At 50.1% G+C, this 21,735-nt stretch carries 21 protein-coding genes; 17 read left to right on the top strand and 4 right to left on the bottom strand.

Annotated features, from left to right (window positions below; genetic code table 11):
- Positions 1–164 precede the first annotated feature (164 nt).
- On the top strand, positions 165–1,457 hold the full coding sequence (locus AC5OW4_RS04410; protein ID WP_308560137.1) for an MATE family efflux transporter: 1,293 nt from the start codon (positions 165–167) through the stop codon (positions 1,455–1,457).
- A gap of 197 nt (positions 1,458–1,654) precedes the next feature.
- Here AC5OW4_RS04410 and AC5OW4_RS04415 read toward each other — a convergent pair whose 3' ends face one another.
- Positions 1,655–2,488, bottom strand: a complete 834-nt coding sequence (locus tag AC5OW4_RS04415) for a MurR/RpiR family transcriptional regulator (protein ID WP_072683223.1) — start codon at positions 2,486–2,488, stop codon at positions 1,655–1,657.
- A 234-nt stretch (positions 2,489–2,722) separates the two neighbouring features.
- On the opposite strand from AC5OW4_RS04415, the gene AC5OW4_RS04420 reads away from it, so the two are divergent.
- The 4 genes from AC5OW4_RS04420 to AC5OW4_RS04435 all read left to right on the top strand — a co-directional run bounded on the left by AC5OW4_RS04420 (position 2,723) and on the right by AC5OW4_RS04435 (position 5,835).
- Positions 2,723–3,502 (top strand): PTS mannose/fructose/sorbose/N-acetylgalactosamine transporter subunit IIC, encoded by a 780-nt coding sequence (locus tag AC5OW4_RS04420; RefSeq protein WP_195548034.1) that lies wholly within the window; start codon positions 2,723–2,725, stop codon positions 3,500–3,502.
- Positions 3,495–4,319: a PTS system mannose/fructose/sorbose family transporter subunit IID gene (locus tag AC5OW4_RS04425; protein WP_072683225.1), complete on the top strand. Its 825-nt coding sequence runs from the start codon at positions 3,495–3,497 to the stop codon at positions 4,317–4,319. The genes AC5OW4_RS04420 and AC5OW4_RS04425 overlap by 8 nt, the downstream gene beginning before the upstream one ends.
- A gap of 6 nt (positions 4,320–4,325) precedes the next feature.
- A complete protein-coding gene (locus AC5OW4_RS04430; protein ID WP_195395215.1) occupies positions 4,326–5,048 on the top strand; it encodes an N-acetylmannosamine-6-phosphate 2-epimerase in 723 nt (240 codons plus the stop codon).
- Between the two features lie 82 nt (positions 5,049–5,130).
- Entirely contained in the window at positions 5,131–5,835 is a 705-nt protein-coding gene (locus tag AC5OW4_RS04435; protein ID WP_072683226.1) for a sugar isomerase domain-containing protein, read from the top strand.
- Between the two features lie 28 nt (positions 5,836–5,863).
- On the opposite strand, the gene AC5OW4_RS04440 is transcribed toward AC5OW4_RS04435, so the two are convergent.
- Positions 5,864–7,057, bottom strand: coding sequence for an RNA polymerase factor sigma-54 (locus AC5OW4_RS04440; protein ID WP_195395216.1), 1,194 nt, complete (start codon positions 7,055–7,057; stop codon positions 5,864–5,866).
- A 151-nt stretch (positions 7,058–7,208) separates the two neighbouring features.
- Here AC5OW4_RS04440 and AC5OW4_RS04445 point away from each other — a divergent pair, with 151 nt between their 5' ends.
- From AC5OW4_RS04445 to glyA, 10 genes are all read left to right on the top strand, one after another.
- Positions 7,209–10,034 carry a sigma 54-interacting transcriptional regulator gene (locus AC5OW4_RS04445; protein ID WP_195395217.1) on the top strand — a complete coding sequence of 942 codons (2,826 nt, stop codon included), beginning with the start codon at positions 7,209–7,211 and terminating at the stop codon, positions 10,032–10,034.
- A gap of 127 nt (positions 10,035–10,161) precedes the next feature.
- Entirely contained in the window at positions 10,162–10,581 is a 420-nt protein-coding gene (locus AC5OW4_RS04450) for a PTS sugar transporter subunit IIA (RefSeq protein WP_006058017.1), read from the top strand.
- Positions 10,575–11,048, top strand: a complete 474-nt coding sequence (locus AC5OW4_RS04455) for a PTS sugar transporter subunit IIB (protein ID WP_195395218.1) — start codon at positions 10,575–10,577, stop codon at positions 11,046–11,048. Before AC5OW4_RS04450 ends, AC5OW4_RS04455 begins: the two co-directional genes overlap by 7 nt.
- Before the next feature lie 16 nt (positions 11,049–11,064).
- Complete coding sequence (locus AC5OW4_RS04460; protein WP_072683230.1) at positions 11,065–11,847, top strand: PTS mannose/fructose/sorbose/N-acetylgalactosamine transporter subunit IIC; 783 nt, start codon at positions 11,065–11,067, stop codon at positions 11,845–11,847.
- A complete protein-coding gene (locus AC5OW4_RS04465; protein WP_006058014.1) occupies positions 11,840–12,661 on the top strand; it encodes a PTS system mannose/fructose/sorbose family transporter subunit IID in 822 nt (273 codons plus the stop codon). The genes AC5OW4_RS04460 and AC5OW4_RS04465 overlap by 8 nt, the downstream gene beginning before the upstream one ends.
- A 45-nt stretch (positions 12,662–12,706) precedes the next feature.
- Positions 12,707–13,777, top strand: coding sequence for an SIS domain-containing protein (locus AC5OW4_RS04470; protein ID WP_195395219.1), 1,071 nt, complete (start codon positions 12,707–12,709; stop codon positions 13,775–13,777).
- Positions 13,778–13,875: 98 nt separating this feature from the next.
- Positions 13,876–15,237: an MATE family efflux transporter gene (locus AC5OW4_RS04475; RefSeq protein ID WP_308560133.1), complete on the top strand. Its 1,362-nt coding sequence runs from the start codon at positions 13,876–13,878 to the stop codon at positions 15,235–15,237.
- Positions 15,238–15,364: 127 nt separating this feature from the next.
- Entirely contained in the window at positions 15,365–15,700 is a 336-nt protein-coding gene (locus AC5OW4_RS04480; protein WP_195395221.1) for an Imm41 family immunity protein, read from the top strand.
- A 97-nt stretch (positions 15,701–15,797) separates the two neighbouring features.
- The gene (locus tag AC5OW4_RS04485; protein WP_072683233.1) at positions 15,798–15,995 is read left to right on the top strand and encodes a hypothetical protein; all 198 of its coding nucleotides are present in this window, start codon (positions 15,798–15,800) and stop codon (positions 15,993–15,995) included.
- A gap of 140 nt (positions 15,996–16,135) precedes the next feature.
- The gene (gene glyA, locus AC5OW4_RS04490; protein WP_072683234.1) at positions 16,136–17,365 is read left to right on the top strand and encodes a serine hydroxymethyltransferase; all 1,230 of its coding nucleotides are present in this window, start codon (positions 16,136–16,138) and stop codon (positions 17,363–17,365) included.
- Positions 17,366–17,491: 126 nt separating this feature from the next.
- Here the strand turns inward: glyA and AC5OW4_RS04495 are convergent, their stop codons facing one another.
- Together AC5OW4_RS04495 and AC5OW4_RS04500 are read right to left on the bottom strand one after the other, a co-directional pair.
- Positions 17,492–18,832, bottom strand: a complete 1,341-nt coding sequence (locus AC5OW4_RS04495) for an ATP-binding protein (protein WP_072683235.1) — start codon at positions 18,830–18,832, stop codon at positions 17,492–17,494.
- A 4-nt stretch (positions 18,833–18,836) separates the two neighbouring features.
- Positions 18,837–19,553 (bottom strand): LytR/AlgR family response regulator transcription factor, encoded by a 717-nt coding sequence (locus AC5OW4_RS04500; protein WP_072683236.1) that lies wholly within the window; start codon positions 19,551–19,553, stop codon positions 18,837–18,839.
- 860 nt (positions 19,554–20,413) lie between these two features.
- Here AC5OW4_RS04500 and AC5OW4_RS04505 point away from each other — a divergent pair.
- The gene (locus tag AC5OW4_RS04505; RefSeq protein ID WP_072683237.1) at positions 20,414–20,857 is read left to right on the top strand and encodes a PTS sugar transporter subunit IIA; all 444 of its coding nucleotides are present in this window, start codon (positions 20,414–20,416) and stop codon (positions 20,855–20,857) included.
- A 26-nt stretch (positions 20,858–20,883) separates the two neighbouring features.
- Positions 20,884–21,711, top strand: a complete 828-nt coding sequence (locus AC5OW4_RS04510) for a PRD domain-containing protein (protein WP_072683238.1) — start codon at positions 20,884–20,886, stop codon at positions 21,709–21,711.
- Positions 21,712–21,735 lie beyond the last annotated feature (24 nt).

Here is a 21,735-nt window from a genome sequence, read left to right on the forward strand (position 1 = left end):
TGTAATTTGTGGTGATTTTATTGTAACGGAAATTCTTACCTATGTCTCTTTTTTTTATGCTCAAGAAAAAAAGGCGTTGGTTTCTACCAACACCAAAATTTATAGAACCAGAATTTACGAGCGGCAAAATTTTAGCGCCGTTGATGAAATTTACCGTGCCGATCATGATCGCGCTGATCCTGCAGGCGCTCTATGGCGCGGTCGACTTGTTAGTCGTCGGCCAGTTCGCTTCGCCGGAGGCGGTCTCGGCCGTCGCGACAGGCAGTCAGGTCATGCACTCGATGATGGTGATCATCACCGGACTGGCAATGGGCATCACCGTGCTGATCGGTCAGCAGTTCGGCCGGGGTGAACCGGAAAAAGTAGGGCAGACAGTGGAAAGCGGCGTCTTTCTGTTCGGCTGTCTGGCGATCATCCTGACCGCTGTCATGTTGGCCGCGACGCCGGTATTGGTTACGTTAATGCAGGCGCCGGCTGAAGCGGTCGCGTTTACGAATCAATATGTTCTGATCTGTTCCGGAGGAATTCTGTTTATTGCCGCCTACAATACGCTGGGCAGTATCTTCCGCGGTTTGGGCGATGCACGCACGCCGTTGTTAGCGGTGGCGATTGCCTGTGCTGCGAATATCGTGCTCGACCTGTTGTTCGTCGCGGGCTTTAAAATGGGAGCGGCCGGCGCGGCGCTGGCAACGGTGATGGCACAGGCGGCCAGTGTGGTTTTGTCGCTCGCTGTGGTTGCGCGTCAGGGCCTGCCGTTTCCGTTTTCATGGCGGCGGATCCGGTTTCATGGGGAAACCGTTAAAGAAATCGTCAAGCTGGGCGCACCGGTCGCGCTGCAGGATCTGTTAGTCAGCATTTCTTTTTTGGCGATCACGGCGATTGTGAATCAGCTGGGCGTCATTGCCTCGGCCGGGGTCGGCGTCGCGGAGAAGGTCTGCACATTTATCCTGTTGGTGCCTTCGGCTTATGCGCAATCCATTTCCGCTTATGTCGCGCAGAACATCGGCGCGAACCAGCCGCAGCGGGCAAAACGGGGAATGGTTTACGGAATCGCTACTTCATTGTTATTCGGTGTCTTCATGAGTTATTTTGCGTTTTTCCACGGCAATCTGCTTTCCGGATTATTTGCCCGTGATCCACAGGTTATTCTGGCGGCTGCGGATTATTTAAAAGCCTATGCGATCGACACGCTGCTGGTGTCGTTTATGTTCTGCTTCGTCGGTTATTTCAACGGCTGCGGCAAGACGACCTTCGTCATGTTTCAGGGATTGATCGGCGCGTTCTGCGTGCGAATTCCCGTTTCCTATCTGGCAAGTAAACTGGTTCCGGTCACCTTGTTCAAGATCGGTCTGGCCACGCCGTGTTCCACCTTTGTTCAGATCATCCTGTGCGTCCTTTATTTTCTCTGGCTGGGGCGGAAAGAGAAAATGAGTTTGAAACAAGCGGAAGTCAGATAAAACTGAAAGAATTAAAGTATAAAGTCTGACAGCGCTGCAAACATAAGTCAGACTGCGGATAGATCTTACGTTCAACTGTTAAAAAAATGAAGCTTTCAGCAAGCCGCAAGCTTCATTTTTTTGTTATTCATTTCTTTATGGATGGCAGACGGGAAGTCCGGGACTTTCTCTTATCGAGAAGAGCCGGGTTAGCACGTTCAGCCGTTATATTTATAATCCAATAATTTTTCGGATTGAGTGATGATTTTTTCATAATGCTCGAAATCCGTCTTATACAAATTTAAGTAGATCATATCTAAAAGACAAAGTTGGGAACACCGCAGCGTCATTGCGTTAAGGCGGGTATTCGTTTCATAATTCACCGTTTTCAACACGATATCCGAGTAACCATGAAGCCGGTTCTTCTGGATTCGCGTCATTGAAATCACCGTCACGTTCTGATGGCCGGCAATCCGCGCAGCTTTTAAAATCTCCGGCGTTTCTCCTGATTCCGAGATCAAAAACAAAACATCCTGCGGCCCAAATTGACTCAGCATCGAAAAAATGATATGCGAATTGGCGCTGCAAAAAGAATCCAGGCCCATTTTCAGCCATTGATTGGAAATGTACTCGGCGAATAAGTTCGAGTTGCCAAACCCAAAAACAATGATTTTTCGCGCTTTTCTTAATGCGGAAACCGTCTGATCAATGACTTGCGGCGGGTTGAATTCAAGAGTCAGCTGCGCCATTTTCTGATACTGCTGGATGATCTTCTGATTGGTCGACGAAGTTCCTTCGTTGACGACAATTTCCTCTTTCACTTTTTCTTCCGTGAGTGAAGTCGACAGGTCTTCCAACAATTCCCGAAAACTGCGGTAGCCTAATTTTTTAGAAAACCGGATGATCGTGGACTGGCCGATATTCAGCCTGTCCGCAAGCTGATACGACGTAAAACTGCGGGCTTCCAGCGAATGATTCTGAAAGAAATCCGCAATGATTTTTTCGGTCTGCGTTAATTCATTCCGAACTTGTTTTAATTTTTCCTGATACATGAAATCACCTCGGTTGTATAAATCTATTATACATAACCTGGAAAAAAATAACAATTTAAAATTTCACAAATGACTTGGCAAGTCATAACAAAATAATTTATTTTAAAATTAATGACTTAATTTTGTTGACAAAAAACAACGTTTTCTTCTATGATCTGGTTAGATTCATTCCTGTTTCTTGCGCAAGGTGATGGAATAAGAATTGATGCGAAAGATCGCAAGGAGGAGCGTTTTATGACCTTATTTCAAGCTCTGTTGATCGCCTTATTCGGCTATCTTTCTTCCAATTATTCACCCTGGTGTTTCGGCCAGCTGGGCGGCTGGTATACAATGGGGCGTCCGCTGGTTTCCGGCTTGATCATCGGCATTATTTTAGGGGACGTACGGACAGGAATCCTGATGGGTGCGGCTGTTCAGACGTTGTATATCGGTTTGGTCACACCCGGATTGTCGATGCCGGCGGATCTGAATTTTGCGGCATATATGGGAATCCCGCTGGCGATGGCGGCGGGCGCATCGACGGAATATGCATTGAGCCTGTCGGTGCCGCTAAGCTTTCTTGGTGTTTCCTTAGTCTATGTCGTGGCTTCGGTCAACGTCTGCTGGGTGCGCAAACAGGAACAATGGATTGAACAGGGAAAGATTAAAAAAGCGGCGAATGCCCCGGTTTATGCCTCGATATCCCAGTTTATCGCCCGTTTTGTTCCGATTTTTCTGGCCTGTTATTTCGGGCAGGATTTCATTATTTCCGTGGTTGAAGCAATTCCGGCGTGGCTGGGCGATACGTTTGTGATCTTCGGCAAGATGCTGCCGGCGGTCGGCTTCGCGATGCTGCTGCGGTTTGTGCTGAACAAGAATGTGGAACTGGCTTATTTCTTCGTCGGCTTTATCATGATCGCCGTGCTGAAAATGCCGATTGTGGCCGCGACGATGATCGCTTGTTTCCTGGCTTATCTGGATATCCGTTACATGGCGAAGAAAACGAACGAACTGGAGGTGGAAGTCGATGAGTAACCCTTTGAAAAAACTAACAAAGCGTGATTTATTTCATGCCTACGCATACTGGATGATGTTCGCGCTGGCCGCACAGAATATGGAACGCATGGAAGCACCGGCGTTTGCCGGAATGATGGGCAAGGTCGCGGACAAGCTGTATGACGATCCTGAAGAACAGAAGGCCCTGATGCTGCGGCATACGCAGTTCTACAACAGTCAGCCGATGGTCGGCGTGATGATCAACGGCATTGCGCTGGGGATGGAGGAACAGCGGGCCGGTGGGGAAAATGTGCCGGATGAATTGATTTCATCCACGAAGACAGCCTTGATGGGACCCTTTGCGGGCGTCGGCGATTCCTTGTTTATCGGGACTTTGATTCCCATTTTGCTGAGTATCGGTTTGGGCTTGGTGGGAGAGCAGGGCAGTCTGGCGGGACCGTTGTTTTATATCGTCGCCTGGCTGGGGATCATGCTTCCGTTTACCTGGCTGACCTTCCGGTTTGGCTACCGATCGGGCATCACCGCCATCCACACGCTGTTTGAAAGCGGAATGAAGGACGTCGCGGTCCGCTTTGCCAACATTGTCGGACTGATCATCGTCGGCTGCATCAGCGCGCAATATGTCAGCGTGAAAATCGGCTGGACGTATGTCTCCGGCGAGATGACGATGAGTATTCAGAGCGTGCTGGATGGAATTCTGCCGGGGCTGCTTCCGCTGCTCTTGACATTGGGGGCCTGGGCTTTGATGGAGAAAAAGCATTGGAAAATGGGAAGGGTTTTCGTTCTGATCTTTGCGATGGCCCTGATTGGCCGGTTCTTCGGTATCCTGGCGTGAGTGATTATGCGAAAGGAACTGATTGAACAACTGCGCGGCGGATTGGTCGTTTCCTGCCAGGCGTTTGATTACGAACCCTTTTACGGCGCAGAAATGATGGTGAAAATGGCGGTTTCCGCCAAGCTGGGCGGCGCGGCTGCCATCCGGGCAAGCTGGCCGGAAAACATTCGTGCAATCAAAAAGGAAGTGGATCTGCCGATTTTCGGGATCAACAAAATCATGCCCAAGGTCTATGATAAGCTGCACGATGTGATCATTACGCCGACGCTGGCATCAGCCCGGGCTGTCGTGGAAGCCGGCGCGGATATTGTGGCCGTCGACTGCACGCTGCGCCAGGGGCGCACGCCGGAAGCGATCCAGGCGTTATTGGAGGAATATAAAGCCGGGCTGGATGTGCTGATCATGGCGGAAATCAGCACTGCGGAGGAAGGCCGAATTGCCGCGGCGGGCGGCGCGGATATTTTATCAACGACCATCGCCGGATATACGCCTTATTCACGCCATCTGGAGGAGCCGGATTACCGACTGATAGAAGAACTGATCGAAACGACGCCGCTGCCCATCAATGCCGAAGGTCGTTTTTATCAGCCGGAACAGGTTGTCCGGGCTTTAAAACTCGGCGCGTGGACGGTCACCGTCGGCAGCGCGATTACCCGTCCCCATTGCATCACGCGAACGTTTACTCAGGCGATCGACCGTTTCAAAACGCAGGAAAAAGGGGCAGAATAAAAACTGGAATAAATTATTCATAAAATATTGTAAAATATGAATAAAAAGTTTACAATGAGAGCAGAAAGTGGAGGAATTGAAAATGACCAACAAAGTATTCCCAACGGTTCGTCATCTGGTTGACCAAGTCGAAGAAACGCAGCAGGAAAACATCGAAGCTGCCGCGCAGATGGTTGCAAAGTGCATCATGGACGGCGGTATTATTCAGGCCTGGGGCGGCGGCCATTCAATGGCCGGTGCAATGGAAGTCGCGCATCGCGCCGGTGGATTCATTCCGACCAAGAAAATTGTGGAGCCATCCAACAATGCGTATGAGACGGTGGAAAGAGCCGGTGAAATCTTTATGAAAAAAGTCGACGTGCGGCCGGGCGACGTCGTGTTTATCATCTCGAATTCAGGCCGCAACCCGCTGTGCATGGATATCGCGCTGGGCTGCAAGAAAAAGGGGGCGAAGCTGATCGCGATCACCGCGCTGGAGGCTTCTTCTCATCTGACTCCAAAGCATTCCTGCGGGAAAAACCTGTATGAAATTTCCGACGTTGTGCTGGACAACTGCACGCCGGAAGGGGATTCCTGCATTGATCTGGAAGGCTTTGACGGCAAGATCTGCGGCATGTCGATGATCACTACCTCGGTTCTGGTGCAGGCGGTAACCTATCGCGCTGCGGAAATCCTGATCGAAAAGGGGATCACCCCGCCGATCTACAAATCGCAGAATATCGACGGCGGCCGCGAATTCAACGAAGCGCTGGAAGCGGAGTACATCGACCGGTTGTACCGGATTTAAGCAAGAATAAGAGAAAGCATTCTGAATTTCAGGGTGCTTTTTTTAAAGCTTTGCGGCGATAGGAATTGGGAATGTTGAGCCGTTTGCGGACATCGGCGATCCGCCTGCGGGAAAGGATCAGACCTTCATTTTGAAAACGCTGCGCCAGCTGTTCGTCATCCAGCGGTGAATCCGGGTTTTCTTCTTCAATCCATCGTTTCAGCTGCGCTGCGATTTCACTGCGGCTGACGTTGTGCAGCGGCTTGCACAGCAGATCGGAAAAAGGCCGGATCAATCCGTGATATTCGTAGTATTTATGGGCGCAGGCGCGGGACACGGTAGACACATGGAGTCCGGTTTCTTCCGCCACCTCTTTCAGCCGGCAGACCGCCAGCGGCGCCTCGCTCATTAAATGATTTCGCTGGCGGCGGACAAGACTATGAAAGACCAGCTGCATCGTGAGATTGCGCTGGTCGATCAGATCCAATGTCAGCCGGGCTTCTTTTAAGTATTGCTTAAGCGGGGGACTGAGCGGTCCGGCGGGAATGTCGAGGCTGACCTGCGGCGTCAGCGGGGTGATCGTGAACTCATCGTCGGCAAGAGTAAGCAGGACGTCGGCCTGCACGCAGGAATTTTCAGTCTGACCCAGCTGGCAGGGATAAAGTTGGCAGGTGCGGATGATTTCAAGCTGGCGATTCAGTTCCGCTTCCGTGATATTCAATTTTCGGCAGAGCGCGTTTGTGCGGTGTGTGCTCAGTTCTGCTGCTCCTTCGTTCAACACGCGTAAAGCTGTCGTTTCATTCCGGGATTTTAACTGGCAGCGAATAAAATCAAGACTGTCGCGGCAGCCGACACCGAACGGTTCCAGCTGTTGAATCACTTCCAGTGCCGCCGCGATGTCCTCCATCGGAAAACCGGGCGCCGGCTGGGCGGGATCGTAGAAACCATGATCATCCAGCGCTTCGATGATGTACTCCGCGGCGTCGATGCGGCAGCGCCAGCGGCCGGTATGCAGCTGAGTCAGCAGGTCCGCGCGCAGATCAGACTCCGGCTGGGCCTGAGCAAACAGCACTTCATCCGCGACGGTGTGCAGAAACGGATTGACGGCGATCAGCGAGCGCAGCTCGGCGGCCAGCTCCTGTCGGTTTTTTGTTAGGATTTCGATAAAACGACCGCGGGCAGGCGAGAAGGCCTGACGCTGCCGCTGGGCCTGATGCAGGCGCAGACTTTGCTTGTTTTTCATACGATGCTTCTCCTGCTTTCAGTGTAGTCTAATCTGCAAATTCTGGCAACCGCTTTCATTAACAATGCGGAAAATTGACAAACCCTTGAAAATAAAGGAATTGTAAAAATTATTGATTGAATTTACAATGGACTGGAAGAGGAGCAGAGTCATGGAAAATAAAACAAAGCGTCAGCTCTATGAAAGGATCGAAGCGCAGATGACGGGCCGGTCTGTCCGCGGACTCGATCTTGAACTGTTCTGTGCCCGAAGCTTAGCGGAGAAGCTGGACATCTCCCGCAATCTTGCGTCCCAATACCTTAACGAATTGTTTTATGAGGGGAAGCTGATTAAAATCGGGGCGCACCCCACCTGTTTTTTAGCGCGCAGTGCATTGGAGAACGATGGTTTTGCCAGCGTCTATGACAACGCCGAAGATTTATGGAATCAGGTGGATCAGCTGCAGGAGAAACGCTCGGTATTCTCCGATCTGATCGGCGGCAACGGCAGCCTGCACTACGCAATCGAGCAATGCAAGGCGGCGATGAATTATCCCGGCAGCGGACTGGCAGTTTTGCTTCATGGGCCGACCGGCAGCGGCAAGAGCCTACTGGCCGCGAAGCTGTACGACTATTGCGTACAGCGCGGGCTGATCGGCAGCGAAGGACGGCTGATCACGGTTAACTGCGCGGAATATTCGGACAATCCGGATTTTTTCCTGACCAGCTTGTTCGGCTATGTTAAAGGTGCGTACACCGGGGCGGAAAAGGACAGCGAGGGACTTCTGGCACTGGCAGACAAAGGGATGTTATTTCTGGATGAAATCCACAGCCTGACGCCGGAATGCCAGGAAAAGTTGTTTTTGTTTATGGATAAGGGTGTTTATCACCGGGTCGGCGATAACCAGAAATGGCTTGCCAGCACGGTGCGCTTCGTGTTTGCGACGACGGAAAACCCGGATCAGGCGTTGTTGAAAACGCTGTTCCGCCGAATTCCGATCGTGATTCAGATTCCTTCACTGAAAGAACGGCCGCTGACGGAAAAGCGCGAACTGATCCGCCATATTCTTGAAACCGAACAGACCAAGTTTAAAATGCCGGTGCGGATCAGCGAATCAGCCTATCGCCTGTTGGAGCAGCATGAATTCCGCCACAACATCGGCGAGCTGAAAAACGATATTCAGGTCGGCATGGCCGGTGCGTACATGAAGGCGATTAAAAACGCCAGTCCGACGCTCGACCTGCACATCAGCGATCTGCCTTCCGGACTGGTCCGCAATCCGCTGCAGAATCCGCTAATGGATCAGGGCAGCGTGAGCCGGCTGCTTCCACTCGGCGAGCTGCTGCCGCGGGGCGGCGGGGAAAGCCGGTACCTGTTGTTTTATCAGGCCGCGATGCAGAATTACGAACGCTTACAGAAGCATGAGCTGTCGCTTGACACGTTTCTGGCCACGACGACGCTGCAGCTGGAACAATACGTCGATTTCCTGTTTTTCAACAATGAGAATTTCAGCTCGCCGCAGGAGGAGATCGTCCAGAGCCTGTTGGCGAACATCAACCGGCTGCTGAACAAGAAATACGGAATGTCCGAGCTGTCCAACAATGAAATTAAGATCCTGGCCCGCTACTTCACCGATCTGCTTCAGAATGAGCCGATCAGCGCCGTGGAGCTGCGCCGCCGCGGCCGCAGCATCAGCGATTTCCAGGAAACGTTAAAAACGGTCAATCCCAAGCTGGTTTCGATTGCCAACGAAATCCTGCCATTGCTGCAAACGGGACTGAATCTGCCATTGGGCGCGTTTGAAGAAATCACGACGACGTTGTTTTTTCTCTACTTTAACCGGGGCTACCAGCCGGCGCCGATTCCGGTCGTCATCATGGCGCATGGTTATTCCATTGCCAGCGGGATCGCGGAGCTGGCGAATCAGCTGCTGCACCAGAATATCTTCACGGCGATCGACATGCCGGTTGAAAGTCATTTTGAAACGATCACTAACAAGCTTAAACAGTATTTGAGCGAAATCCGGAATTGTCATGAGATCATCGTCATGGTCGATATGGGCTCGCTGGAAGGCATTCAGAAATATATCGATCAGACTGCCGATCTGGATATCGGCATCATCAACAATGTTACGACCAAGCTGGCTTTGGACGTCGGCGCGATGATCATGGAAGGGGATTCGCTGGAAAATATTCTTGAACAGGCCAAGCAGCGCTCACTGCCGAATTACGTGATCATTAAGAACCGCGTCCGTCCGAAAGCGATTCTGACAGTTTGTTCCTCAGGCATTGGGATCGCGGGCAAGATTGCCGCGCTGGTGGAAAACAGCTTCCCGAAAAAAATGGATCTGACGGTCATTCCGATCGCTGCCGATACGCTTCAGCACCGTCAGGCGTCAGGAATTTTTGATAAGTACAATGTTATTCTGATTCTTGGTACGCTGAATCTGAAACCGCAGGGTATTCCGTTTATCTCGATCGAAGATATCATCAATCAAAGCGACAGCTGGGCGCTTAAAGAAAAGCTGGGAATGTTGATGAACGACGAGGAGCTGACGGTATTTACGCAGAACATGGTGCGCAACTTCTCGCTGGATAACCTGATCGACTATCTGACGATTCTCAATCCGGAGAAAATTATCGTATACGTCGAGGAAATCCTCGAACAGATACAAAAACGGCTGGAATTCACGTTGTCCAACAACATCCTGATCGGTCTTTATCTGCATATCAGCTGTCTGATCGAGCGGCTGATCATCGACAAGCGCTTCGTTTACTATCTCAACCTGGAGAAATTTGAAGCCGAGCACGGCGATTTCATCGCGATGATCCGGGAGGTGTTCGGCCGCGTGTGCCGGGCGTATAACGTCGTCATTCCCACGGCGGAGATCGGTTATCTTTACAATTATATCGTGCAGGGGAAATCTGTCGAAAAACAGGTTGAATGTGTCGAAGAATCCAAATCGGAACTGATGGAAAGCGTCGGATTTACCGAATAACCGGAGAAAAACAAGGAAAAGCGAAGAAAAAATAATGAATTTTAAGAAAGTTGCATAAAAAAACGCGCAAAAGCGGAGCTTGGCGCGTTTTTTGCTGATAAGAGGGTGAAGAAACGAGGTGAAGCGGATGCGGAAGGTGATACTGACTTCCCATGGTCATTTGGCAGAAGGCATGCAAAGCGCGGTCAATATGATTCTGGGATGTCAGGCTGATCTTGAAGTGTATGACCTGGATCATTATGACGAACCGGATATGATTCTGGAACGGGTGCGGAAAAGGGTGGAAGAACAGCCTAACGATGAATTTATCATTCTGACCGATATCAACAACGGCAGCGTTCATCATCAGATGATGCAGCTCTGTCTCTGTCCCAATGTGTACGTCCAAACGGGGATGTGCCTGTCGATGGTCCTGGAAATTCTGCTGGCCAGTCCGCAGGCGGGGATTGAGGAAACGGTAAAGCACGCCGTGGAATCGACGAAGGAAAACATGCTCGGATTCAATTTCAGATCCATCAGAGAGATGAAGGAGGATGAATTATGGTAATTCTGATGCGGATCGACGAACGAATGCTTCATGGACAGGTGGCGCTGACCTGGGTCAACGAGGTCCATCCGGAAGCCATTCTGATCGCCAATGACGAAGCGGCGGAAAACGACATGGCCAAACTGGCCTTCAAAATGGCAAAGCCTGATGGGGTGAAGCTGGCGATCAAATCGATTGACGACGGAGCGAAGCTGCTGAATCATCCGCACGCTCAGAAAATCCGGATCTTTGTTATCGTCAGGACGCTGGCCGACGCCGTGCGGTTAGTCCGGCAGACAGAGGAAATCCACCGTGTGAATATCGGCGGAATCCGCAAGCGTGAAAACAGCCGTTCATTCAGCTCCGGTATCTTCTTAACGGAGGAGGATCTGGTGAATCTCAGGGAACTGCATGAAAAAGTGGATTATCTGGAATTCCGGATGATTCCCAATGAGCCTAAAGTCGATTATGAGAAGTTACTGAAATAAGAGGAGGGAAAAACTTATGTTGATTGTTCAAAGCGTCATCGTCGGGGTGATCTATCTGGTTTTAGGTTTCCTTGAAGAATATCTGTCATTTCCGATGTGCTCCCGGCCGATGGTTGTCGGTTCGGTCATTGGCTTCTTTCTGGGGGATTTGAAGACCGGCGTTATGATCGGTGCTTCCCTGGAACTGGTCTTCATGGGCGCTGTTCAGATCGGCGCGTCCACGCCGCCGGATTCATTAGTCGGTACCGCTGTCGGTACGGCGTTCGCGATCATGATGCACGCCGATGTCGAAGTCGCGCTGGCGCTGGCGGTTCCAGTCGCTCTGTTAGTGTCCATGACCAGCTCTATCTGGCTGACATTGCGTACATTCTGGCATCCGACGATTGAAAAAATGATGAACAAAGGGGATTACAAAGGTCTGGAACGGATGTTCTACGTCGTTGCCCTGACATTGTATATTCCGAAAGCACTTCTGGTTACATTTGCGATTATGGCGGGATCCACGGTGGTCGAGAAAATGATTTCGATCATTCCGGAATTCGTCACCGGCGGCCTGGGCGTTGCGGCAGGCATGATGGTCGCGGTTGGCTTCGCGATGTTGTTAAAGATGATGTGGTCCAAGAAAATGTGCGTTTACTATTTCCTGGGCTTCTTATTAGTCGCTTATCTCAACCTGCCGATTCTGGCCGTCGCCTTCTTCGGCGTCATCCTGTGCGTTATCCTGTACTTTGAGGGCAATTTCAAAATGAATAAAGCAGCCCCGGAAGCTTCAGAGGAGGAGGAATTATTCAATGATTAAAGAAAGACTGAATTTATCAGACGAAGACGTCAAGATGTGCAAACAGATCGGATTCCGGACGTTGTCGCTGTGCTCCATTATGGAAATGGAAAAAATGCAGGCATTAGCGTATGTCCGCGTTATGATTCCGGTCATCAATCGTTACTATCATACACAGGAAGAACGGATCGAAGGGTATAAGCGGCATTGGGAACTGTTCAATACGACACCGACGGTCGCGGGCTTTATCACCGGGTTATCCGCGGCGATGGAAAAGCAGGCGTCGGAAGATCCGACGATGGACAAGAAGTCGATCAACGCGGTCAAGGCTTCGTTAATGGGACCGTTCGCCGGCATCGGCGATTCCATCTTCTGGGGATCCTGGCGGATTGTCGCCACCGGCATCGGCTTGTCGCTGGCCCTGCAGGGCAATGTTCTCGGTCCGATCCTGATGTTGGTGATCTTCAATATTCCGGCGCATATCTGCCGTTACTATGGCCCATTCCTGGGCTTCGGTCTGGGCTCCAAGTTCTTAAGTCAGGTTTCAGAATCCGGCTTAATGCAGTTTTTGACGAAGTGCGCGACGATTGTCGGCTTGATGACCGTCGGAGCGATGACCAGCTCAATGGTCAGTCTGAACATCGCGTATGTCTTTACGATGAATGAGGTGGAAATGTCCGTTCAGTCGCTGATCGATTCAATCATGCCTTCAGCTTTACCGCTGGCGTTGGTCTTCGTCTGCTTCTATTTCCTCAAGAAAGACGTCAAGCCGATCACGATCATTCTCGGCATCATCGCGTTCAGTATTCTGGGGCGGTTTATCGGCCTGGTCTAAGTGAAGGAAGTACGAAAATACAAATAAACAAGGAGGAATTATTCTATGGTTACCATGCTTGAAGTCATCAATCGGATCCCGGCGGTCTGCACCGATATTTTAAATCATCGTGAGGAAACGTTTGCGGCATTGACGCAAGCCGTCAAAGCACATCCGGAAATCAATCAGATCTTACTGATCGGCTCCGGCACGTCCAACACCAGTGCTGTTACAGCCCGCCGGTTTATCGAGAAAACTTCGGGCCTGCAGACGATCTGCGTGCTGCCAAATGAGCTGCTTTACAACTGTTTTGCTTATAATCCGAACGCCTTCTATGTCTTTACTTCCCACTCCGGCACCTCGACGCTGACCTGCATGGCAGCGGAGAAGATCACAAAGCTGGGCTATTTGACAGCGGCGGTGACCGATGGCGAGGACAGTCCGATCGCAAAAATGGTCGACGTCTTTATCAATCAGCGCAATGGGGTTGAGGAATATCTGATGCGCACGATCGGCTACTGTTCCAGCGTTTTAACCCAGATGTTGATGGGCATGGCCATCGGGAAAGCTCGCGGTGTGCTGACAGACGATCAGGCAGCGGTCTATCTTGATCAGGCGCAGGCCGGTATCGGACACCATCCGGCGATTGTCAAGGAAGCGATGGCCTGGTTTGATCGGAATCAGGAAAAGCTGATGGCGGCGGAAACCTTCACCCTTTACGGCATGGATTCGCTGTGGGGTGTCGCATTAGAAGGAGCGTTAAAGATTCTGGAAATCTCGAAGCGCCGGATTGGCGTCGGCTATGAATTTGACGATGGCATGCATGGTCCGACGATGGGCTATACGCCATCTAACTGCGTCATCGTCCTGCATGACGGCGGCCGGGAAGACGTGCGCGCGCATCAGCTGACGACGTTTGCGAAGAATGAGCTGGGTTATGGTTATCTGATCGGTGAAAATCCAATCGATGCCAGTGATCTGCCGATTTCGCTGGCGGGCGGGGAATTTATCTTCCTGGAGCTTTCCCCGGTCGTTCAGGTTCTGGCTTACCGGCTGGCGGTAGATTACGGCATTGATCTGGCGGATATGTCGTATCATTCAGAAACAAAATATTTCAACACGCATAACGAAGCGTAAGGCTTTCTTGCAAGGTTGAAGGCATCGGCAGCCGGGGCGTCGCGTCCTGGCTGTCTTTGTTTTGACGTCAAAGCGGCGGAGGACAGGAGGAAAAGTCAATGCAGAGAAGCAAGAGCCGGTGGATTGGGGACCGGCAGTTTTACAGGACGGCGCTGGCGGTGGGAATTCCGCTGATGTTTCAGCAGCTGATCACCAGCTCGGTCAATCTGGTGGATAATCTGATGGTAGGGCAGTTGGGTAACGAGGCGCTCAGCGGGGTCGCGGCGGTGAACCGTTTTACGATGATCGCGATTTTCGCGGTGAATGGATTATTAGCTGCCGCGGCAATTTTTATCGCGCAGTTCTGGGGTGCGGAGGACTCTGAACGGATGAAGCAGACCTTCCGGTTTTCATTGCTTGCGGCTGGTTTTATTCTGATTCCGTTCTGGCTGGCGGAAGCCGTGGCTCCCGCGTTAATCCTGGGATTTTTTACGAATGTCCCGGAGGTTGTTGCGGCTGGAAGCCGGTATATGGCGATGGCGACGTGGACCTTGCCCCCAACGGCGCTTTCGTTAACCGCAGCGAGCGCGATGCGGGCTGCCGGAGAACCTCGCTTGCCCTTATTAATCAGCGCCGGCGCGGTTTTAATCAACACGCTGCTGAACTATGGGCTGATCTTTGGCCACTTTGGATTTCCTGCTCTGGGCGTGCGGGGAGCGGCGCTGGCAACAGTGATTGCCCGATTGATGGAAGCCGCGCTTTATCTTTATTTCCTGAAGCACAAGCCGTTTGCGTTTAAAACCAGCTTGCGCGATTTGTTTGCGATACCACGTTCTTTAGCGTGGACGATCTTTAAAAAAGCGCTGCCGCTGGCCTTGAACGAACTGATGTGGTCGCTGGGCATGGCAACGTTGTTTAAATTCTATTCCCAACGCGGACCTGAGGTCATGGCGGGATATTCGATTGCGAATACGATCAGTGACCTGTTCTTTGTCTTGTTTGGCGGATTGGCTACGGCAACCACGATTCTGGTTTCCAAGCCTTTAGGCGCGGATTTGATGGAAGAAGCGCGGGATCGGGCCTATCAGCTTCTGGCTTTTTCAGTCTTTCTCGCGGTTCTTTTTTCCTTTGTGATGTTTGGAACTTCGTTTGTCGTACCGTCCTGGTATCAGGTCAGTGCGCAGGCCAAACAGATTGCAGCTCAAATGCTGCGGGTCATGGCAGTGATGTTCTGGACCTATACCGCAAATACGCAATGTTATTTCATCTTACGGGCCGGCGGGGATACGCGCTCCACTCTGTTTGTGGATTCTGGGTTTATGTGGCTGGTGAATCTTCCATTGATCGGGATGCTGACGTATTTTACCGGATTGAATATCATGCAGATGTATTTGATCGGACAAATGACCGAGTTGGCAAAGTTAACGTTGGCTTATCATTTGGTCCGGAAAGAGAAGTGGCTTGTCAATCTGACGGAATGATCTACAAATTTTAAAGATCATGGACTCCTTTTCTGCTGGAAGAAAATTGGAAACACATGATCCAGACTGAGAAAAATATCGTTGTCCATAGCCGTTTTGCGTGATAAGATGAAGAAAAATAAAACTTATGAAAGAAGAGAATATCATGGATGCGCTGGAGATATTGAATGCGAACTGGAAAGCGGAAGACGGAAGCTTCCTTTATTATTTCCATGAAGAAAATAATTTTCATGAAGCGGCATTTCTGGAACTATGCGGCTGTATTTCCTCTTTATCCCGGCTTCGTCCACGTGATCAGGCAGTTTCCTCTAAAATCGTCTTTGTTTATGGGCAAGTGTTAAAACATCTTCTCTATCATTTTGATCCTCAGGATCTGAGTTCAATTTCCAATCTGCCTTCCGATTACAGTGAAAAGCTGGAACTACTTGAAAAAACTGTGTTTCATTACTTTCAATGTGATTGAGAAAAACAAAGAGCGTCGATCCGAGCTGATTGATTCGATTTTCAGATTATAGATGTGTTTGCATGAACAGGCAAGTCATTGAGGGGATGAGGAGAATATGAAGAATATTCTGACAGGCGGATTTCTAACCATCGGCGGCATACTTTTAATGCAAATCAAGCGAGTTAACGATTTATTTCTTTCGATGGGCGGTCTTCGCGGCGCGCCTGAATTTGGTCTGTTGATCAGCGGCCTGCCCGACGATGAAGAAAATCAGCGTTGTTTAAAGGTGTCATCGACTCAGAATCTCTGTTGAATTCAAGCCTTTCCGCCGTTATTGATCAATTAAAAATTCAGGAATTAAAACCGGAATACATTGTCGAAGCGTTTAGCTTCGCTAAAGCGCAAAGCATGGTATAATCAAGACATTAAGAACGAGAAAGAGAGGATCTTGATATGCATGATGCCGCAGTCCGCAAGGCGATTGAGCTGGAAACTCAGCGCCAGACCCATAACATTGAATTAATCGCTTCTGAAAACTATGTCTCCCGGGATGTTTTGGAAGCCGTCGGTTCCATCCTGACCAACAAATACGCCGAAGGTTATCCGGGACGGCGCTATTACGGCGGCTGTGTGGACGTCGATATCATTGAAAATCTGGCCCGCGACCGGCTGTGCGAATTATTTCATGCCGAACATGCCAACGTCCAGCCGCATTCCGGCTCCCAGGCCAACATGGCGGTGTATATGACAATCTTACAGCCGGGCGATAAAGTGCTGGGCATGGATTTAAGCTCCGGCGGCCATCTGACGCATGGGCATCAGCTGAATTTCTCCGGTCGGCTGTACGAGTTCCACAGCTACGGCGTGGATAAAGAAACCGAACAAATTAATTATGAGGAACTGCGCCGGATCGCTCTGGAGGTGAAGCCGAAGCTGATTGTGGCCGGCGCCAGCGCCTATCCGCGGGAGATTGACTTTAAGAAATTCCGGGAAATTGCCGATGAAGCTGGCGCGTACCTGATGGTCGATATGGCGCATATTGCCGGTTTAGTCGCGGCAGGGCTGCACATGAGCCCGGTGCCTTATGCCCATTTCGTCACGTCCACAACCCATAAAACCCTGCGCGGCCCGCGCGGCGGCATCATTCTGTGCAAACAGGAATTTGCCAGAGATCTCGACCGCAACGTCTTCCCGGGCATTCAGGGCGGCCCGCTGATGCATGTGATCGCTGGAAAAGCGGTGTGCTTCGGCGAGGCGCTGAAGTCAGAATTCACCGATTATGCCCGCCAGATCATGGCCAACTGTCAGGCTTTCTGCAAGACGCTCCAGCAGGAAGGCTTGCGGATTGTGACCGGTGGTACGGATAACCATCTGATCCTGGCTGATGTGAGATCTTCCTATGGCATCACGGGCAAGCAAGCCGAAGCCCTGCTGGATGAAATCAACATCACCTGCAATAAAAACACGATTCCCTTCGATCAGGAAAAACCGTTTGTGACCAGCGGTATCCGATTGGGCAGTGCGGCGATGACGACGCGCGGCTTTCAGGAAGAGGAATTCCGTCAGGTTGCCCGCTGGATTACGATGGTGCTCAAGCACCCGGAAGACGAAGCTTTGAAAGCGAAGCTGCGTCAGGAAGTCATTGAAATGACCTCGCGCTATCCGCTGATCCGGGAATCCTGAATGACGCGGTAGCCGAAGGGAAACAAAAAGTCCTGAGCTGTAATGGAATCATCCGATTTCCAGACAGCGCGGGACTTTTTTACAGAATTTTTGAAATTGCCGAATTCGCCTCTGCCGGAGAGAAAATCAGGCGGCGGCAGGTAAATTCAACAACAGGTTGACGGTAAACGTATCATCGTTCGGCGTGATTTTTAAAACACCGTGATATTTTGTGCATAATGTGCGGATGGAAGAAAGACCGATGCCTTCCCCTTCCCGCTTGGACGACAGGAACGTCTCATCCTGCTTCTGGATCTGACCATTATAGCTGTTGCGGCATTGCAGAACCAGTCCGTTATTTCCCTGCATCCGGCTTTTGATCTCGATGAACTGTGTTTCCCCCGCTTTTTGCCGTAAACAAGCCTCAATCGCATTTTCCAGCATGTTGCCCAGAATCACGGTTAAATCCGTATCCTTGATCGCCAATGCCGGCGGCAATACGATCGACGAAGTAAATTCAATTCCACTCTCCTCTGCCATCTCCATGTAATACCGCACGATGGCGCTGAACAACAAATTCTCGCAGACCGGCGTTTTCACCGAAGATTCAAAATTGTTGATGAACTGATTCAGTGAATCCCGCAGTTTTTCCGTTTCCCCATGATCCATATACGTCTTCAGCGTCAGCAGGTAATGATGCAGATCATGCCGCGTCTGCCGTGTAGTGGCGATGCTGGCGGCCAGCCGTTCCGCCTGCTTGTTGCGGATCAGCACCTGATACTCCTGGACCTGCAGCTGCTGCTGGAGCTGCCGTTTTTCTTCGTTGAAATTGATCATACTGAGGGTGGCGTAATAGGAGAGAAACGTCCCCGCAGTCCAGACGATCGCCAACAACAGCGGGGATGTGATCTCGCTGTGCAGCACGGTGATCGACGAGGTAAACCCCAGCCGGTAAATAAGATAGAACGAAGCGGGAATCAGCCATAACATACTCCAGATTTCCGGCGTGTCCTCATGTTCCCAGACCGGCAGGACCTGATGGCAGAGAAAATGCGCCATTAACGGAGCACTGAGGGCAAAGACGAGAATCCGGCAGAGCGAAACCAGCCCCACTGCCGATAAACCGGTAAAAAGCGGCCCGCAATGGATCTCCAGAATTTCCGAGAACATTAAGACAATATCGGAATAATTCTCAATCAACAAGATCAGAAACAGGAGCTTGCGCATCGACGTGCGCAGGATGTGATAGGCCAGAAAGAGACAGACCCCAAGGAAGAAACAGGTAAACGGAAACATCCAGATCGAATCGATTCCATACGTTTCGCCTAAAAGATAAACGCTCAGCGTCGTTCCCAGATAAAGCAGGAATGCATACAGCACACTTTGACGGAAGGAACAGCGCAGATGATTCCGAAACGGAATTAAGATCAAAAACAAATAGGGCGCCAGCCGGGTGCCCAAGCTTAAAAAGTAATCCGGAAGCGACATAGGCTTACCCCTCGCTCAGGCGTTTAAACGAATAATCGGCATACGCCTGCCGGATTTCACTCTTGCGCGCACGGTTGATCGGGATCTGCACCTGATCCTTCATCAAAAAGTCATGATCGTCCATCTGCTGCACATAATCCATGTTGATCATGCAGTTGCGGTAGGGACTGAGAAACTGTTTGTATTTCAAAAGCAGCGGTGAAAATTCCGCGAAGGACATATAGGTTTTGATCATCCGGCCGGGCGTATGGATTTGAATGTAATGATTGTAATAGTCGGTATACATGATATCGCGGATTAAAATGCGCGACATGATCCGGCCTTCCTTGACTTCGATGTAATGATTGCGGGAACGAATCGACTTTTCGCTCAAGCGCAGAACTTCGTCAAGTTTGTCCTGCTCGATGGGCTTGACCAGATAATGAAAAGCCCGCACATCATAGCTCTCAATCGCATAGTCGCGGCTGGAGGTGGTGAACACGATTAAAGAACTGACGTTGTTTCCCCGCAGCGTCCGGGCCACGGTCATGCCGTCGATTTCGTTCATGAAAATATCCAGGAAAATGATATCCCAGTCCGTACGTGAAGCCAACAGAAATTCATTTCCTGAAGAAAATGAACGGATCTCATAGATCAGCGATTCGCGTAGGCAGAAATTTTGAATTTTTTCAGCCAGCAGCTTCCGATCTTCTGCTGAGTCGTCGATAACCGCAATTTTCATAACGATTGCTCCTTTCGATCCGCATGCAAGCCGATGCATGATCGGGATAAGGGAATGGATTGTTCGATTTCCTTTGTTTTCTTTATTATAACAGATTTTTTTTAACAATTTTTATTTTATGATTAATTTGATAATAAATTGTTAAAAAAACAGGAATGCCTAATCTGTGAAGCAACAAAAAGCCTGAATTATAAGGCAAATCTGAACTTTGAACGGCTGAGGCTGAAATCCTGTTTTATTATATCATTAGCGAAGGATTGAAAATTGTACAGCCTCAAAACTCTGAAATGTGTTGCTTTTTCTTTTCAGAGGAGTCGATCCGTTTTCGTTCCCGCGTCTAAAACACCAATGAATCCAAAGCGAACGGCCAGGGCTGAAAATCATCCTGTCCATCCGTTCTTTCTTCTGCTTTTTTCTTCAAAAAAAGTCTGGAAAAATGTTGCTTTATGATAAAAAATCTCAAGCTAATATCATAAAGTTTTGAGCCGGATCAAAAAGGAGGAGGGATGGACTTTGCCTGTTTTCCCTCTTGACGTCAGGAATATCCTTAATACAGGCTGGGGACAGATCGGAAAAGTCCGGTATCAATCCAGCTCGCCGGCTGCGGCTGTTTAACGATTTATAAAGTGATAATTAAGTGCAGTTTAAGCTTACATTCAAACCGGCAGCGGTGCAAAGACCACGGTCTCTTCGAAGTAAAAAAATGGAAAATTCTTATTGACAACTTCTCGTGGTATCGCTTACAATGACGGTGTAATTGGATTGTTATTGTTCAATAAAACAAGCAAAACCAATTTGCAAGAGGACTTTTATGTCTTCTCTGCAAATTGGTTTTTTCTTTTTTCCAAGGAGGTTTAGCGATGGAAATCTGTTATAGCCCGTTAGCGGGCAAAACGGTCAATCTGGACCATGTTGCGGATGAAATGTTTTCTCAGCGGATGCTGGGGGATGGAATTGCGGTCGAACCGGAAGCCAGTGAAATTTACAGTCCGGTCGCCGGCGAGATCACGATGGTTTATGAAACCCAGCACGCAATCGGCATTAAAACGGAGAAGGATGTTGAAATTCTGCTGCATATCGGCATCGACACCGTCATGTTGGGGGGAACGCCATTTAAAACAAAGGTGCAGGTCGGCGATCATGTGCGTCCGGGCGATCTTCTGACGCTTGTCGATTGGGATTACATCCGGAAGAAAGGCTGCGACACGATCGTTCCGATTCTGGCAATCAACCGCAAAGTAAAGCTGCTGAAAGGTGAGGAAAATGTAAAACCGGGCGAAGCTTTATTTGAAATCGAAGCATAACGTAACGCGGAAAGCGAGGTGGCTCTGTGATCATCAAACAGATTTACAATAACAATGTCATCCTCTCGGAGAATGAAGCGGGGGACGAAATCATCCTGGTCGGCCGGGGAATTGCCTTCGGCATGACCCGCGGAAGTAAAGTCGTGGAAGGCCGGATTGAAAAGAAATTTGAGCTTCAGGACGACGTCGGCCAGAAATTCAAGACGCTCGTTCAGGAAGTCCCGTATAAAACGATTCTGGTTTCAGAAGAAATTATTGATTATATCAAGACGCAGTCAACTAAACGCATCAACGATTCCATCTACGTCACGCTGACCGACCACATCGCCAACATGATCGAACGGGTCAAGATGGGAATTGTCTTTGATCCAACGCTGCTGCTCAACGTCAAATCGCTGTATAAAGAGGAATACCGGCTGGGCTTGAAAGTCACGGAGCTGCTGCGGCAGAAATTGAAAATCGACATCGACGATGGAGAGGCAAGCTTCATCGCCCTGCATATCATCAACGCCGAGCTGGATTCCAATATGCAGCAGATGTATGAAATCACAGCGGTGATTGAGGATATCCTCAACATCGTGCGCGAGGATTTTCACGTCGATACGGAAAACGGCCAGTGCGACCGCTTTATCACGCATTGCCGCTTCTTTGCCCAGCGCGTTGTCAATAACGAATATCTCAGCACCAAGTCCGACTACAATCTGAGCACCTATCAGGTGTTCGAACAAACGCATCCGCGCGAAACCGCATGTATCGAGCGGATCGCGCAGCGGATCAAGGAACAGTACAGCTATGAGGTCAGTACGGATGAAAAGCTGTATATCATGATCCATCTGATCCGCCTGACCGAATAACAGGTTATTGCCAGCCCTCATCCG

Source organism: Holdemania sp., from assembly GCF_986127675.1.